At 69.3% G+C, this 14,329-nt stretch carries 13 protein-coding genes; 7 read left to right on the top strand and 6 right to left on the bottom strand.

The window, feature by feature from the left end:
- Positions 1-179 precede the first annotated feature (179 nt).
- Positions 180-488 (top strand): cyclic-phosphate processing receiver domain-containing protein, encoded by a 309-nt coding sequence (locus ASD78_RS10965; RefSeq protein WP_056101282.1) that lies wholly within the window; start codon positions 180-182, stop codon positions 486-488.
- A 10-nt stretch (positions 489-498) separates the two neighbouring features.
- Positions 499-762, top strand: a complete 264-nt coding sequence (locus tag ASD78_RS10960) for a hypothetical protein (RefSeq protein WP_056101279.1) — start codon at positions 499-501, stop codon at positions 760-762.
- 372 nt (positions 763-1,134) lie between these two features.
- On the opposite strand, the gene nagA is transcribed toward ASD78_RS10960, so the two are convergent.
- Genes nagA through ASD78_RS10945 form a run of 3 tightly spaced genes read right to left on the bottom strand, consistent with a single transcriptional unit; the run spans position 1,135 to position 4,084 of the window.
- Positions 1,135-2,286, bottom strand: coding sequence for an N-acetylglucosamine-6-phosphate deacetylase (gene nagA, locus ASD78_RS10955; protein WP_056101275.1), 1,152 nt, complete (start codon positions 2,284-2,286; stop codon positions 1,135-1,137).
- A complete protein-coding gene (locus ASD78_RS10950) occupies positions 2,286-3,296 on the bottom strand; it encodes an SIS domain-containing protein (protein ID WP_055905806.1) in 1,011 nt (336 codons plus the stop codon). The genes nagA and ASD78_RS10950 overlap by 1 nt, the downstream gene beginning before the upstream one ends.
- 35 nt (positions 3,297-3,331) lie before the next feature.
- Positions 3,332-4,084, bottom strand: a complete 753-nt coding sequence (locus tag ASD78_RS10945; RefSeq protein WP_055905353.1) for a GntR family transcriptional regulator — start codon at positions 4,082-4,084, stop codon at positions 3,332-3,334.
- A gap of 148 nt (positions 4,085-4,232) precedes the next feature.
- Here ASD78_RS10945 and zwf point away from each other — a divergent pair, with 148 nt between their 5' ends.
- From zwf to eda, 5 genes are all read left to right on the top strand, one after another.
- Positions 4,233-5,750: a glucose-6-phosphate dehydrogenase gene (gene zwf / locus ASD78_RS10940; RefSeq protein WP_055905350.1), complete on the top strand. Its 1,518-nt coding sequence runs from the start codon at positions 4,233-4,235 to the stop codon at positions 5,748-5,750.
- A complete protein-coding gene (pgl, locus tag ASD78_RS10935) occupies positions 5,734-6,489 on the top strand; it encodes a 6-phosphogluconolactonase (RefSeq protein ID WP_056101272.1) in 756 nt (251 codons plus the stop codon). Before zwf ends, pgl begins: the two co-directional genes overlap by 17 nt.
- A 130-nt stretch (positions 6,490-6,619) precedes the next feature.
- Positions 6,620-8,452: a phosphogluconate dehydratase gene (edd, locus tag ASD78_RS10930; RefSeq protein ID WP_056101269.1), complete on the top strand. Its 1,833-nt coding sequence runs from the start codon at positions 6,620-6,622 to the stop codon at positions 8,450-8,452.
- A 154-nt stretch (positions 8,453-8,606) separates the two neighbouring features.
- Positions 8,607-9,287, top strand: a complete 681-nt coding sequence (locus tag ASD78_RS10925; RefSeq protein WP_055905341.1) for an HAD family hydrolase — start codon at positions 8,607-8,609, stop codon at positions 9,285-9,287.
- Positions 9,288-9,474: 187 nt separating this feature from the next.
- Complete coding sequence (gene eda, locus ASD78_RS10920) at positions 9,475-10,122, top strand: bifunctional 4-hydroxy-2-oxoglutarate aldolase/2-dehydro-3-deoxy-phosphogluconate aldolase (protein WP_056101267.1); 648 nt, start codon at positions 9,475-9,477, stop codon at positions 10,120-10,122.
- Positions 10,123-10,658: 536 nt separating this feature from the next.
- Here eda and ASD78_RS10915 read toward each other — a convergent pair.
- The 3 genes from ASD78_RS10915 to ASD78_RS10905 all read right to left on the bottom strand — a co-directional run bounded on the left by ASD78_RS10915 (position 10,659) and on the right by ASD78_RS10905 (position 13,959).
- Positions 10,659-11,702 carry a LacI family DNA-binding transcriptional regulator gene (locus tag ASD78_RS10915; protein WP_055905803.1) on the bottom strand — a complete coding sequence of 348 codons (1,044 nt, stop codon included), beginning with the start codon at positions 11,700-11,702 and terminating at the stop codon, positions 10,659-10,661.
- A gap of 136 nt (positions 11,703-11,838) precedes the next feature.
- Positions 11,839-12,552: a class I SAM-dependent methyltransferase gene (locus ASD78_RS10910; RefSeq protein ID WP_056101264.1), complete on the bottom strand. Its 714-nt coding sequence runs from the start codon at positions 12,550-12,552 to the stop codon at positions 11,839-11,841.
- An 87-nt stretch (positions 12,553-12,639) separates the two neighbouring features.
- Positions 12,640-13,959, bottom strand: a complete 1,320-nt coding sequence (locus ASD78_RS10905) for a sugar MFS transporter (protein ID WP_056101261.1) — start codon at positions 13,957-13,959, stop codon at positions 12,640-12,642.
- Positions 13,960-14,329 lie beyond the last annotated feature (370 nt).

Here is a 14,329-nt window from a genome sequence, read left to right as displayed (position 1 = left end):
CGAGCAAAGACTCGGAATTATAGCCTTTGTGCGCAAATCGGCTTCCAGGTGACCCAATGCGGCATACCGGCCGCCACCGTATGGGCTCCCAGGCACTTCCCGCGTGGACGGCAACGCCGCTGGAACCGGTTACGCACGGGCGGTCGCGTTCGCGCCGGGCAGCGGCTAAGGTCGCGGCCATGCGCGTATATCTCGACGACGAACGGACCACCCCCGACGGCTGGGTACGGGTCTATTGGCCCGACGAGGCGATCGCCCTGCTGCGCCAGGGCACAGTGACCGAACTCAGTCTGGATCACGATCTCGGCGACGACGCCCGCGGCACCGGCTACGACGTGATCGCCTGGATCGAGGAAGCGGTGGCGCTGGGCGGTTTCCACCCGCCAGCGATCGCGGTGCACTCGGCAAATCCGTCGGCACGCCTGCGCATGGAGGCGGGGATCTCGGCGATCGCGCGATTGACGGCGAGATCGGGAGAGCGGGCATGAGTGCGCTGCCATGAGGATTGCGGAGCACGCCCTGGTTCGCATTGTCGCCCCGATTCCTGTCGAGCGCGTGGACGGAAGCTTCGGCGACGGCCGTCCGCCGGCGATGGGCGACATCGGCGTGGTCGTTCACGTTTACCCGATACTGCCGGCGCACGAGCCGATGTTCATCGTTGAAGGCGTAGCCGACGGTGGACGCGCCCGCTGGCTGGCGGACGTGAAGGCTTCGGAATTGGCTCCCGTCGAAAGTACGGCCGCGCAGCGGCCGAGCGCATGAGCCGTCCGCTTGTTCCCGCTCACGCCACGGTGCTGTTCGAACTGACCGCGCTCACCCGGGCCGGCCAGGTCAAGCGGGTCTTTTCAGGCTATCGGCCGCTGTACGCCATCACCGCGGATATCTGCACCTCCGCTACCCACGAGTTTCTCGATGTGCCGCATGTGGAGACCGGCGATCGCGTACGCGCGCGGGTCTGGTTCCTGGTGCCGGAAAACTACCCAGTCGCCGTAGGATGCGCTGAGCGCAGCGAACCGCATCGTATTCGGGTTCGCGGAGTGCTTGAGATTGCGCGGACGTGCTTTGGAGGGGGCGACGGGCAGCGGCGCAGCGCGATGGTGCGGTTCGCTTTGCTCACCACACCCTACAAAGGCGTCAAGGCTTGCCGCCGATCCAGGTGCCGGCGACCTGCAGCGCCTCGTCCAGCACCACCAGGTCGGCGCGATAGCCCGGTGCGATCCGGCCCAGTTCGTGCCCCAGCCCCAGGAACTCGGCCGGGTAGGTCGACGCCATACGGCAGGCTTCGTCCAACGGCAGGCCCAGGCGCCGCACGGTGTTGCGCACCGCGCCGGCCATGTCCAGCGCCGAACCGGCCAGGGTGCCTTCGGCGGTGCTGCACTTGCCGTCGCGGCAGGTCATGGTCTGACCGTAGAGCACGAAGTCTTCGCGTTCGCCGCCGACCGGCGGCATCGCGTCGGTGACCAGCATGATCTTGCCGCGCGGCTTGGCGGCGATGGCGATGCGCAGCGAGGCGTCGTGCACGTGCTCGCCGTCGACGATCACGCCGCACCAGCTGTCCGGGTCCTCGATCGCCGCGCCGACGCCGCCGGGTTCGCGGCTGCCCATCGGCGTCATCGCGTTGAACAGGTGGGTCACGCCGCGCACGCCGTGGGCGAAGGCCTCGCGCAAACGCGGGTAGTCGGCGGCGGTGTGGCCGGCGCAGACCAGCACGCCGCGTGCGGCCAGGGCCTGCAGGGTCGCATTGTCGAAGCGTTCCGGCGCCAGGGTGAGCATGGTCTTGCCGACGCCCAGCGATGCGATGCGGTCGAGTTCGTCCGCGTCCGGGGTGTGAAACTTGTCGGGGTTGTGCACGCCCTTGCGGGCGCTGGCCAGGTAGGGGCCTTCGAGATGGATGCCCAGGATGCCGGGTACGCCTTGCGCGATCGCTGCACGCACCGCCTCGATCGCGCGCAGCATCACCGCGACGTCGTCGCTGATCAGGGTCGGCATCATGCCCGTGGTGCCGAACCTGCGATGCGCTTCGGCGATCCGGCGCAAGCCCTCGACCGTGGGTACGTCGTTGAACAACACGTCGCCGCCGCCGTTGACCTGGGTGTCGATGAAGCCGGGGACCAGGTAACGGCCCTGCAGATCGACCACCTGCGCGCCGGCCGGCGCGACGCCCGGGACCACGGCGACGATGTGGCCGTCTTCGACGATCACGCACAGGTCGGATTCGAAACCGCGCTCGCTGAGCACGCGGCCGTTGACGAAGGCGGTGGCGGCGGTGGTGGCGGACGCGGACATCAGACCGTCTCGGTGACCTTGTTCAGGTGCGGCGGCAGATCCGGATTGTGGCCGCGCGCCACCGACAGCGCATTCACGGCCTTGTAGAAACTGGCCACGGTCAGCAGCGGCGTCATCGCCGGATGCAGCGAGGCCGGCATCGGCAGGGTGCCCGGTCCGGTGCGGCCCGGCGCGGCCAGCCACACCGGCGCGCCGCGCGCACGGAATTCCTCGGCCACCGCGACCGTGCCGTCGCCGGTGCCGTCGTCCTGGGCGAAGGCCAGCACCGGGAAACCCGGGCCGACGATCGCCATCGGCCCGTGCTTGACCTCGGCGCTGCTGAAGGCCTCGGCGTGCAGGCCGCAGGTTTCCTTGAACTTGAGCGCGGCTTCCTGAGCCGCGCCCAGACCCAGTCCGCGTCCGACCACGAACAGGTTGCGCGCATCGACCAGGCCTTCGACCAGCGCCGACCAGTCCTGCGCGAAGGCCTGGCGCAGCGCGTCGGGCAAGGAATGCACGGCGTTGAACAGCGCGGCGTCGTTGCTCCAGCGCGCGGTCAGCTGCAGCAGCGCGGCCAGCGAGCACAGGTAGCTCTTGGTCGCCGCGACGCTGGTTTCCGGGCCGGCGTGCAGGCCGAGCACGGTGTCGGCGGTCTTGGCCAGCGGCGAGTCGAGCACGTTGACCAGGGCGACCACGTGCGCGCCGGCGGCCTTGGCGATCTCGGCGTTGCGGATCAGGTCCGGGCTCTTGCCCGACTGCGAGATCGTCACGAACAGCGCGTCCTGAAGCTGGGGCCGGATCGCGTAGACCGAGCCCACCGACGGCGAAGCTGAGGCGGTCACCAAGCCCAGCTGGGTTTCGAACAGGTACTTGCCGTAGGTCGCGGCGTGGTCGGAGCTGCCGCGCGCGCAGGTGACGATAAAGCGCGGCGGCCGGTTGCGCAGATGTTCGGTTAGGTCGTCGACGGCATCGGCATTGGCGGCGAACTGGCGCGCGACCGCGTCGCCGGCTTCCTGCGCCTCGGCGTACATGCGCGTGCTCGTCGGTTCCAGCAGGGTCTGTGTGCTCACGGCGTGGTTTCGCTCTGCAGTTCGGCGACGAAGTCGTAGGCATCGCCGCGATAGAAGGATCGGGTGAACTCGACGACGCGGCCGTCGTCGAGGAAGGTGCGGCGCTCGATGAACAACCCCGGCGCGCCTTCGGGCAGGCCCATCAGGCGCGCTTGTTCGGCGTCGAAAGCGATCGCGCGCAGCCGCTGCAGCGCGCGCGCGGGGCGGATGCCGAGCTTGGCGAAGGCTTCGTAGAGCGAGTTTTCGACCAGGGCCGGGTCCGGCAGCACCGCCAGCGGCACCACGGTGCGCTCCAGCGCCAGGGCCACGCCGTCGGCGGTGCGCAGGCGGTAGTAGCGGATCACCGACGCGCCCGGCGACAGGTTCAGCGCCATCGCCTCCTCGGGCGTGACTTCGCCGACGCCGCGTTCCAGGAAGGTCGAGCGCGGGTCCAGCCCGCGCGCGCGCAGGTCGTCGGTGAAGCTGGTCAGGCGCGAGAAGGATTTGACGATGCGCTCGGCGACGAAGGTGCCGGCGCCCTGACGCTGCACCAGCAGGCCGTCGGCGACCAGGCCGGCGATGGCTTTGCGCACGGTGACCCGCGACAGGTCCAGCAGCTTGCCCAGTTCGCGTTCGCCGGGCAGGGCCTGGCCGGCGGTGAGCTCGCCGTTCTCGATCGCGTGCTGCAGGGTCCGGCGCAGGTGCTGGTAGGCCGGCGCGCGACGCGCCTGGGCCTGACGGCGGAACTCGCTGACGAGGTAGGGCTCCATGCCTAAAAGATACCAGTTTCAGACCACTAGCGACAACTGAGGTACGGCGCAGCCATATAAACGGTTGATTTCGCGTGTATTTGCGTAACTGGTATCTCACTGGTATCTTTCCTGGTATGGTTTTGCCCATACCAGTCCGAGCCCGTCCATGAGCGTGTATTCCGTGCCGTCCCCGTCCCAGGCGCCGCATTCCGCGCCGCTGGCCCCGTTCGACCTGGTGATCTTCGGCGGCACCGGCGACCTGGCTCTGCGCAAGTTGCTGCCGGCGCTGTTCCACCGTTACGCCGACGGCCAGATCGTCGCCGGCACCCGGATCGTCGCGATCGCGCGCGACAGCCAGAGCGACGACGACTACCGCGGCCGGGTTCGCGAGGCCCTGGCCAAGTTCGCCAATCTCGATGCGCGCGAGTCCGACGCGATCGACGGTTTCCTGTCGCTGCTGCTGTACCGGCGCCTGGACCTGAGCTCGGACGCGGCCTGGCCGGAGTTCGCGGCCGAGTTCGCCGGCGACGAGCGGGTGCGGGTGTTCTACCTCGCGGTCGGGCCGGACCTGTTCGGCATCGTCGGCGACCGCCTGCAGTCGCACGGCCTGGTCGGGCCGAAGACGCGGGTGGTGGTGGAGAAGCCGCTGGGCAAGGACGGCGTCAGCGCCGACGCCATCAACGACGCGCTCGGCCGGGTATTCGCCGAAACCCAGATCTTCCGCATCGACCATTACCTGGGCAAGGAGACGGTGCAGAACCTGACCGCGCTGCGCTTCGGCAATGCCCTGTTCGAACCGCTGTGGAAGGCCGAGCACATCGACCACGTCCAGATCACGGTGGCCGAAACGGTCGGCGTGGAATCGCGCGCACCGTATTACGACAAATCCGGCGCGCTGCGCGACATGGTCCAGAACCATCTGCTGCAGCTGCTGTGCCTGGTCGCGATGGAGCCGCCGTCTTCGCTGGCCGCCGACGCGATCCGCGACGAGAAACTCAAGGTGCTGCGCGCGCTGCGCCCGATCGAGAACGGCAATGCCGCCCAGTACACCGTGCGCGGCCAGTACAAGGCCGGCGCGGTCGACGGCCGCGCGGTGCCGGGCTATGCGCAGGAACTGGGTGCGCAGTCGCATACCGAAACCTTCGTCGCGCTCAAGGCCGAAGTGAAGAACTGGCGCTGGGCCGGGGTGCCGTTCTACCTGCGCACCGGCAAGCGTCTGGCCGAGCGCGTATCGGAGATCGTGGTGACCTTCCGCCAGGTGCCGCATTCGATCTTCGAAGAGTTGACCGAGCAGGACCCGTCCAGCCGCCTGGCGCCGAACAAACTGGTGCTGCGTCTGCAGCCCGACGAGGGCGTGAAGCTGTGGCTGATGAACAAGGTGCCCGGCCCCGGCGGCCTGCGCCTGCGCCACGTGCCCTTGGACATGAGCTTCGCCGCGGCCTTCGGCGGCCGTCAGGCCGACGCCTACGAACGCCTGCTGATGGACGTGGTGCGCGGCAACCCGATGCTGTTCATGCGCCGCGACGAAGTCGACGCGGCCTGGAAGTGGATCGATCCGATCCGCGCCGCCTGGGCCGCGGGCGCCGAGGCGGCGCGTCCCTACACCGCCGGCAGCTGGGGCCCCAGCGCCGCAGTCGCCCTGATCGAACGCGACGGGAGGACCTGGCATGAAGATGCAGGCTGAGCGCTTGACCGTGATCGAACCGCTGCCGCTGCCTTTGCACGAGCGCTCGTTCGACGATGCCGAACAACTGGCGCAGGCCCTGGCCAAGCAAGTCGCGGCCGACCTGCGCGGCGCGCTCGCGCGCCACGGCGAGGCCTGCATTGCGCTGTCCGGCGGCAACACGCCCAAGCGCTTCTTCGCAGCCCTGGCGACCCAGACCCTGGATTGGGCGCGGGTGACCGTGCTGCCCATCGATGAGCGCTGGCTGCCGCCCGAGCATCCGCGTTCCAACGAGAAGCTGTTGCGCGACTACTTGCTGCAGCACAACGCCGCCGCCGCACGCCTGCTGCCGATGTACCGCCCGACCGAAACCCCGGAAGCGGCGCTGATGCCGGTGCTGACCAAGATCGCCAACGAAGGCCTGCCGCTGGACGTGGCGGTGTTGGGCATGGGCGACGACGGCCATGTCGCCTCGCTGTTTCCCGACCTGGGCAGCGACAACCCGGCGCTGCGCGAGATCGGTCTGCAGCCGCGCGGCCGCGCGCCGGTGATCGCGGTGCGCACCGCGGCCATGCCCGAGCCGCGCATGAGCCTGACCCTGAGCGCGATCTTCACCGCGCCGGCGCTATACCTGCATATCGAGGGCGCGAAGAAGCGCGCCGTGCTCGACGTCGCGCAGCGCGATCCGCGTTGCGCGTTGCCGATCCGTTCGGTGCTGGCGGGCGCGCCCTCGCCGCCGACCCTGTACTGGAGTCCGTGATCGCTGCGGACCCCACAGACAGCGTCGCCGCGGATTCGTCCCCTCCCGCCCGCGGCGCGCTGTCGCCCTATGCCGGCCGGCGCACCGATCCGGACCTCCATCGCCAGCGCCTAGCAGCCAACGAGTCCCCGTGAATACCTCATTGCACCCCGTAGTCGCGCAAGTCACCCAAGCCATCGTCGAACGCAGCCGCGCCCGCCGCGCCGCCTACCTGGCGCGCATCGACGCCGCCCAGGGCAGCGGACCGCAGCGCCGGCGCCTGTCCTGCGGCAACCTCGCCCACGGTTTCGCCGCCTGCGCCAGCGGCGACAAGCAAGCGCTGCGTTCGGGCCATGCGCCCAACCTGGGCATCGTGAACTCGTACAACGACATGCTCTCGGCGCACCAGCCGCTGGAGCGTTTCCCCGAATTGCTCAAGGCCGCCGCGCGCGAAGCCGGCGCGACCGCACAGGTCGCCGGCGGCGTGCCGGCGATGTGCGACGGCGTCACCCAGGGCCGCGAAGGCATGGAGCTGTCGCTGTTCTCGCGCGACGTGATCGCGATGTCGACCGCGATCGCGCTGTCGCACGACATGTTCGACGCCGCGCTGTACCTGGGCGTGTGCGACAAGATCGTGCCGGGCCTGCTGATCGGCGCGCTGCACTTCGGCCACCTGCCGGGCATCTTCGTGCCGGCCGGGCCGATGACCTCGGGCCTGCCCAACGACGAGAAGTCGCGCGTGCGCCAGCGCTACGCCACCGGCGAGGCGACCCGCGACGAACTGCTGGAAGCCGAGGCGCGCAGCTACCACGGCCCGGGCACATGCACTTTCTACGGCACCGCCAACTCCAACCAGATGCTGATGGAACTGATGGGCCTGCACCTGCCCGGCTCCAGCTTCGTCCATCCCAACACCCCGCTGCGCGACGCGCTGACCGCGCAGGCCGCGCGGCGCGCGGCGCAGATCACCGCGCTGGGCGAGGACTACCGCCCGATCGGCCGCATCGTCGACGAGCGCGCCATCGTCAACGGCGTGATCGGCCTGCATGCCACCGGCGGCTCGACCAATCACCTGCTGCACCTGATCGCGATCGCGGCCGCGGCCGGCATCGAACTGCGGCTGGAGGATTTCGATGCGCTGTCCTCGGCGATCCCGCTGCTGGCGCGCGTGTACCCGAACGGCAGCGCCGACGTGAACCACTTTCACGCCGCTGGCGGTCTGGCGTTCCTGATAGGCGAGCTGCTCGACGCTGGTTTGCTGCATGGCGATGTGGAAACGGTGGCCGGCCCCGGCCTGGACCGTTACCGCGTCGAAGCGAGGCTCGAAGGCGATGGGCGCATCGCCTACGTGCCGGCGACCGGACGCAGCGGCGACCCCTCCGTAGTGCGTCCGGTCGCCGAGCCGTTTCGCGCCGACGGCGGCCTGCGCGTGCTGGTCGGCGAACTCGGCACCGCCGCGATCAAGGTTTCGGCAGTGCCCGAGGACCGCTGGGTTGTCGAAGCGCCGTGCCGCGTGTTCGCCGAGCAGCACGAGGTCAAGCAGGCCTTCGAGCGCGGCGAACTCGACCGCGACGTGGTCGCGGTGGTGCGCTTCCAGGGCCCGCGCGCCAACGGCATGCCGGAACTGCACCAGCTCACGCCCACCCTCACCGTGCTGCAGAAGCGCGGCCACCGCGTCGCCTTGGTCACCGACGGCCGCATGTCCGGCGCGTCGGGCCAGGTGCCCGCCGCGATCCACGTCACCCCGGAAGCCGCCTGCGGCGGGCCGCTGGCGAAACTGCGCGACGGCGACGTGATCCGCGTGGATGCGGTCGCCGGCACCTTGAGCCTGCGGACCGACGACGACTGGACCCAGCGCGCCGACGCGGTGGTCGACCTGTCCACCCACCACGTCGGCTTGGGCCGCGAACTGTTCGCCGCCTTCCGCGACTATGCCGCGCCGGCCGATCGGGGCGCAGGCGTGTTCGCGCCGACGCCGCTTTGATCGTCGATACCGCGACTCGCGTTCGCTCGCGCTTGCGGCCGTCATTCCCTTCGCGGGAATGACGGCAGAGAACCCGACGCAACTGAAGCTGGGCGACCATAGAATCACCTTTCACCCGTACCGCCGCACCTGACCGCCGCACCTGGAGCGCAACATGCCTGCCCCCGTCCGCACCGCTTTCCTGTTCGACCTCGATGGCACCCTGGTCGACAGCGTCTATCAGCACGTGCTGGCCTGGAAGCAGGCGCTGGACGCCGACGGCATCCCGCTGTCGGTGTGGCGCATCCACCGCAAGATCGGCATGAGCGGCGGGCTGTTCACCAACATCCTGCTGCGCGAGACCGGTATCGACATCACCCCGGAGCGGGTCGAGCGCCTGCACCGTCTGCACGCACAGGCCTACGCCGCGCAGGCTGCGCAGATCCGGCCGCTGCCGGGTTCGATCGAGCTGCTGGCCTACCTCAGCGACAACGATATTCCGTGGTCGATCGCGACCAGCGGGCGCATGGAGACGGCGCGCCACAATCTGCTCGCGCTCGGCGTGGATCCGGACAAAGTGCCGGTGATCACCCGCGACATGGTCCGTCACGCCAAGCCCGACCCCGATCTGTTCCTGGCCGCGGCCGACAAGCTCGGCGCGGACATCGAGCATTCGATCGTGGTCGGCGACAGCATCTGGGATCTGCTGGCCGCGCGGCGTGCGCGCGCTTTGGGCGTGGGCCTGCTCTCCGGCGGTTACGGCCAGGAGGAACTCGAGCGCGCCGGTGCGTTCCGTGTCTACGAGGACCCGGCCGACCTGCTCAAGCACATCGACGAAGTCGCCGCGCGCGCTTGAGCGCGGACGGCGATGGCGGCTAGCCTGAGCGGCAAGCGAGCGTGTCGCGTGTTGCCGTAGCCCCGACGCGGTCCGCGCGACGGCGGCATCCGCGATGGCCGCACTTCGCGAAAGCTGCACTCAGCAACAGCCGTACTCAGTAGCAGCTGCACCCCGCAATGATTTTCTGATTTTCACGGAGCCAGCGATGAATTCGATCCACGATCTGCAGGAACGCATCGCCGCCGTGCTGGCGCTGGCGGCGGTGGTGCCGGTGCTGGTGATCGACGAACTCGACCACGCGGTGCCGCTGGCGCGCGCGCTGGTCGCCGGCGGCTTGCCTGCGATCGAGGTGACCTTGCGCACGCCGGTCGCGCTGGACGCGGTGCGCGCGATCGCCAACGAAGTCGAGGGCGCCTCGGTCGGCGTCGGCAGCGTGCGGCGGCCGGCCGACTTCGCCGCGGCGCAGAAGGCCGGCGCGACCTTCGCGGTGTCGCCGGGCGCGAGCGCGGCCCTGATCTCCGCAGCGGCCTCCACCGACCTGCCCTGGCTGCCCGGCGCGGCGACCGCGTCGGAAGCGATGACCCTGGCCGACCACGGCTACCGCTACCTCAAGTTCTTCCCGGCCGAATCGATCGGCGGCGTGAGCGCGTTGCGCGGCATCGGCGGCCCGCTGCCGGAGCTGCGCTTCTGCGCCACCGGCGGCATCGGACCCGACAACGCCCCGCACTACCTGGCCTTGGCCAACGTGCCCTGCGTCGGCGGTTCCTGGGTATGTCCGGCCGCCGCCGTGAAGGCCGGCGATTGGGCGCAGATCGAAGCCCTGGCGCGCGCGGCGGCGAAGCTGCGCGGCTGACAGCGCACGACCGCCGACTGAAGCGCGTGCCCTGCGCTGATTCGCGCGGCGACACCGCTGCTTCCTGTAGGAGCGGCGTAAGCCGCGACCGCGAAACCTTCGGCCGCGACGCGGTCGCGGCTTACGCCGCTCCTACCCTAAAGCGCGAACCGCAAGGCGGGCGCCAAAGCGAAGCGGGCTTGCCGTGCGCTGGTTCGGCGCGCGCCGCGGCGCAGCGACACGGGCGCTTCCTGTGGGAGCGGCGTAAGCCGCGATCGCGAAACCTTCGGCTGCGACGTGGTCGCGGCTTACGCCGCTCCTACCCCAAAGCGCGAACCGCAAGGTGGATGCCAAGGCGAAGCGCGCTAGCCTTGCGCTGATTCGGCCCGGCCCGGCCCGGCGATGCGGCGCTTCCTGTAGGAGCGGCGTGAGCCGCGACCGCGAAACTTTCGGCTGCGACGTGGTCGCGGCTTACGCCGCTCCTACCCCAAGGCGGACCGCGCGGCGGACCGGGAGGCGAACGCCAAAGCCAAGCGCGCGGCGATTCGCGTCGCGCCTCAGCCGCGCTCCGGCCGCGGCGGGGCGGTCGAGCCGCGCACCACCAGGATCGGGCTGAAGCCCTCGTTGCCCGGCATCTGCAAGGGCTGGTCGGTCTCGCGGCGCAGGTCGGCGATCAGGCGGTAGGCCGCGTGGCGCGCGATCTCCTCGGTGGCCTGGCGCGCGGTGGTCAGGGTCGGCCAGGACTGCTTGGAGAACGGGCTGTCCTCGAAGCCGGCGATCGACAGGTCGTAGGGCACGTGCATGCCGCTGGACTTCGCCGCCGCGAGCACGCCGGCGGCGATCTCGTCGTTGCTGCCGAAGATCGCGGTCGGCCGGTTGGGCAGGGCGAACAAGCGGCGCGCGCCGCGGAAGCCGTCGTCGAAGGAATAGTCGCCCGGCAGCACCAGGTCCTCGTCTTCGCCGATGCCGTAGTCGGCCAGGGCCTGCGCGTAGCCCTTGTAGCGTTCCCAGCTGGAGCGGTGCGATTTCCCACCCCACAGGAAGCCGATGCGCTGGTGGCCGAGCTGGATCAGGTGCTCGGTGATGTCGTAGGCGGCGTCGCGGTCGTCGACCCAGACGCAGGGTGCGCCGTCCTGCGGGTCCTCGGCGGCCGAGACGATGCGCACCAGGCGGATGCCGTGCGCGACCAGTTCGCTGACCAGTTCCATGCGCTCGGACATCGGCGGCGCCAGCACCAGGCCGGCCAGGCGCGCGCCCTGGACCAGGTCGATCAGGTCGGCGGCCAGCAAGGGCGAGGAGGAATCGCAGGGATGGATCTGCAGGCCGTAGCCGGTTTCGCGGCAGGCGGCGAGCACGCCGTTCTGCACGCTGATGATGTAGTACGGGTTCGGATTGTCGTAGACCACGCCGATCGCATACGGCTGCGCGCTGCGCAGGCTGCGCGCCGACGGGTCGGGGCGGTAGTCGAGTTCGGCGATGGCCTGGTTGACCCGCGCACGGGTGCGGGCGTGCACGCTGGGCTCGTCGTTGATGACGCGCGAGACGGTTTTCAGCGAGACCTGCGCGCGTTCGGCGACGTCTTTGATCGTGGGTCGGCGCACCGCTGCCTCGGGGTAGTCGATCGGAGCCGCCATGGCGTTCGCAACGCGCAGGCGTGTCGCCTAGCCTACTCGGGCGCCGACGCGACGCAAGCGGCGCCCGCGGGCCGCCGGCTTCGGCACAGGCGCGCGGCCGGGTTCAGGTGTCCAGTTCCAGCGTCACGTCGTCGAAGCCGCGGGTCTTGCGGATCGCCAGCTGATAGCCGCGCTCGACCAGTTCGTACTGGCCTTCCAGCGTGCGCAGCAGGGCGTCGATGCCCAGTTTGGGCGTCTGCGCGGCGATCCGCGCGATCGCCCGGTCCTGCCAGCGCTTGCCCAGCGCGCGCCAGAACTCGCGCACCAGCTTGTTAGGCTTGCTGGCCTCGTAGTAGGCCGGCGGCATCCACAGGTAGTCGTCGAAGATCATCAGCCCGCCGACCTTGAGCAGCGGCCAGGACATCACGCCGTCGGCGAGCGCGCCGAACGCGGTATGCCAGCCGTCGACGTAGACCAGGTCGTAGGGGCCGGTCACGCGGCCCAGCTGCTCGGCGCTGGGTCCCTTGAATTCGGCGACCCGCTGCTTCCATGGAGCGACGTTGGCGCGGAAGCGCTGGTGGTAGTCGCCCTGCAGCGGATCGGGGCGGAACAGGTCGATGCAGTCGATGCGGCTGTCGGGCTGGGTCAGGACGTTCTGCAGCAGCCACACCGTGGAGCGGCCTTCGAAGCTGCCGATCTCGAGAAAGCGCAGCCCCGGGCGGTCGCGGAAACCGTCCAGCCAGCGCTCCCAGTTGCGCACATGGGACTGGAACCAGTCCTTGGTGTACTGCGTGTCGCCCGCGGGTGTCGCGGCCGAGCTCGTATCCGCTTGCTGCATGAGTCCTGAGTGACCTGGCGCCGGTATCGGGCGCCCATGGTATCGGCGTTCGCGGCGGACCGGATGTGCCGGCCCGCCGCGTCCAGGTCACGCGCGTTGTGCCGAGGGCGTGCCGACCGCCGCCGCGCGGCGCAGGCCGGCGCGGTGGCCGCGCAGGGCGAAGTACAGGATGTAGAGGTAGCAGGGGATCATCAGCAGCGCGAACACGGCCTGGAAGTCGTAGTGCTGCTTCAGATGCACGAACAGTTGCGGAATGACCGCGCCGCCTGCGATACCCATGATCAGCAATGCCGAGCCCTTCTCGGTGAGTCGTCCCAAGCCCTGGATCGCGAGCGGGAAGATCGCCGGCCACATCATGGCGTTGGCGAAGCCCAGCGCGGCGACGAAGCCTACCGAGACGATGCCCTGGGTCAAATAGGCGCCGATGGTGAGCGCCACGCCCAGGATCGCAGAAAGGCCGAGATAGCGTTCCTGAGAGACGAATCGCGGAATCAGGATGAGCCCGACGATGTAGCCGGCCAGCATCGCCCCCAGGGTATAGCCAGTGAACAGCTTGGTTTCGTCCAGCGGCAGCCCGAAGGCACGGCCGTAGGTGCCGATCGCATCGCCGGCCATCACCTCGGCGCCCACGTATACGAAGATGCACAGGGCGCCCAACCAAACATGAGGAAACTGGAGCAGTCCGATCGGCTTGGCGCCGGACATGGCCTCCGAGCCCTCGGCGTTGACTTCTTCGGCCTGAATTTCCGGCAATGGCGAGAACAGGATGCCCACCGCGAAGAGGGCGAGCAGCCCCGCTATGATCATGTAAGGGGTATGGATGCGCGCGGCGAACTCGTTGAGGACTGCCGCCTTCGTCGCGGCGTCGGCGCCTGCGACCTGGCTGGCCACGTCGCCCATGCCATGCATGACGAGCGTGCCGATGACGTAGGGCGCCGCCCAACCGGCGAGCTTGTTGCAGATGCCCATGATCGCGATGCGCTGGGCCGCGCCTTCGATCGGTCCCAGAATGCTGATGTAGGGATTGACCGCGGTCTGCAGAATCGCCAGACCCGCGCCGATCACGAACACGCCCGTCACTGCGCCGGGGTAGATGCGCTGAGTCGTGTAGTGCGCGAATACGGCCGCACCGACGGCCATCAGGAACAGGCCCAGGGCCATGCCCTTCTTCATGCCGGTCTTCTTGAGAATCGAAGACGAGGGCAGGGCAAGACAGAAGTACGAGATGTAGAAGGCGCTCGGAATGAGGAACGCGAGCGATTCGCTCACGTCGAACGCCAGCTGCGCGAACGAGATCAGCGGGCCGTTGAGCCAGGTGACGAAGCCGAAGACGAAGAACAGCGCGCCGACGATCGCGATCGAGCCGAGATAGCGCTGCGGCGGGCCGCCGGTATTGGGCGTGGACATGTGATCAGGACTCCCCTCCAGGAACGCGGGGAGCGCCCCGCGGCGTTACGGCCATGTCGTATTTGACCTGCACGACATCCGTTGGCTCAACGGTGTCACAACTTTGTCCGACAAGCCAGAAGGCAGCGCAAACCTAGTCTGGGCGGGGCTGGCGGGGGCGCTCCGCTATGTTGCGCCGCAGCAGGGAAAGCCCCGGCATCCTGTACTTTTCGGGCATTCGTTAGGGCCGCGTGACCGCAAGTTGACAACGTTGTCAGATCGTGGGCAATCTCGGCCCCGCCAGCCGGGGGCTGGCCGGGATCAACGGAGGAAGCGATGCAGTGGGATTCGAAGCGGACGGCGTTTTCGCCCCGCGCGGCGCAGTCTTGGC

This window comes from Lysobacter sp. Root667 (assembly GCF_001427715.1).
Taxonomy (GTDB): domain Bacteria; phylum Pseudomonadota; class Gammaproteobacteria; order Xanthomonadales; family Xanthomonadaceae; genus Lysobacter.
This window is presented reverse-complemented; position numbering and strand designations above follow the sequence as displayed.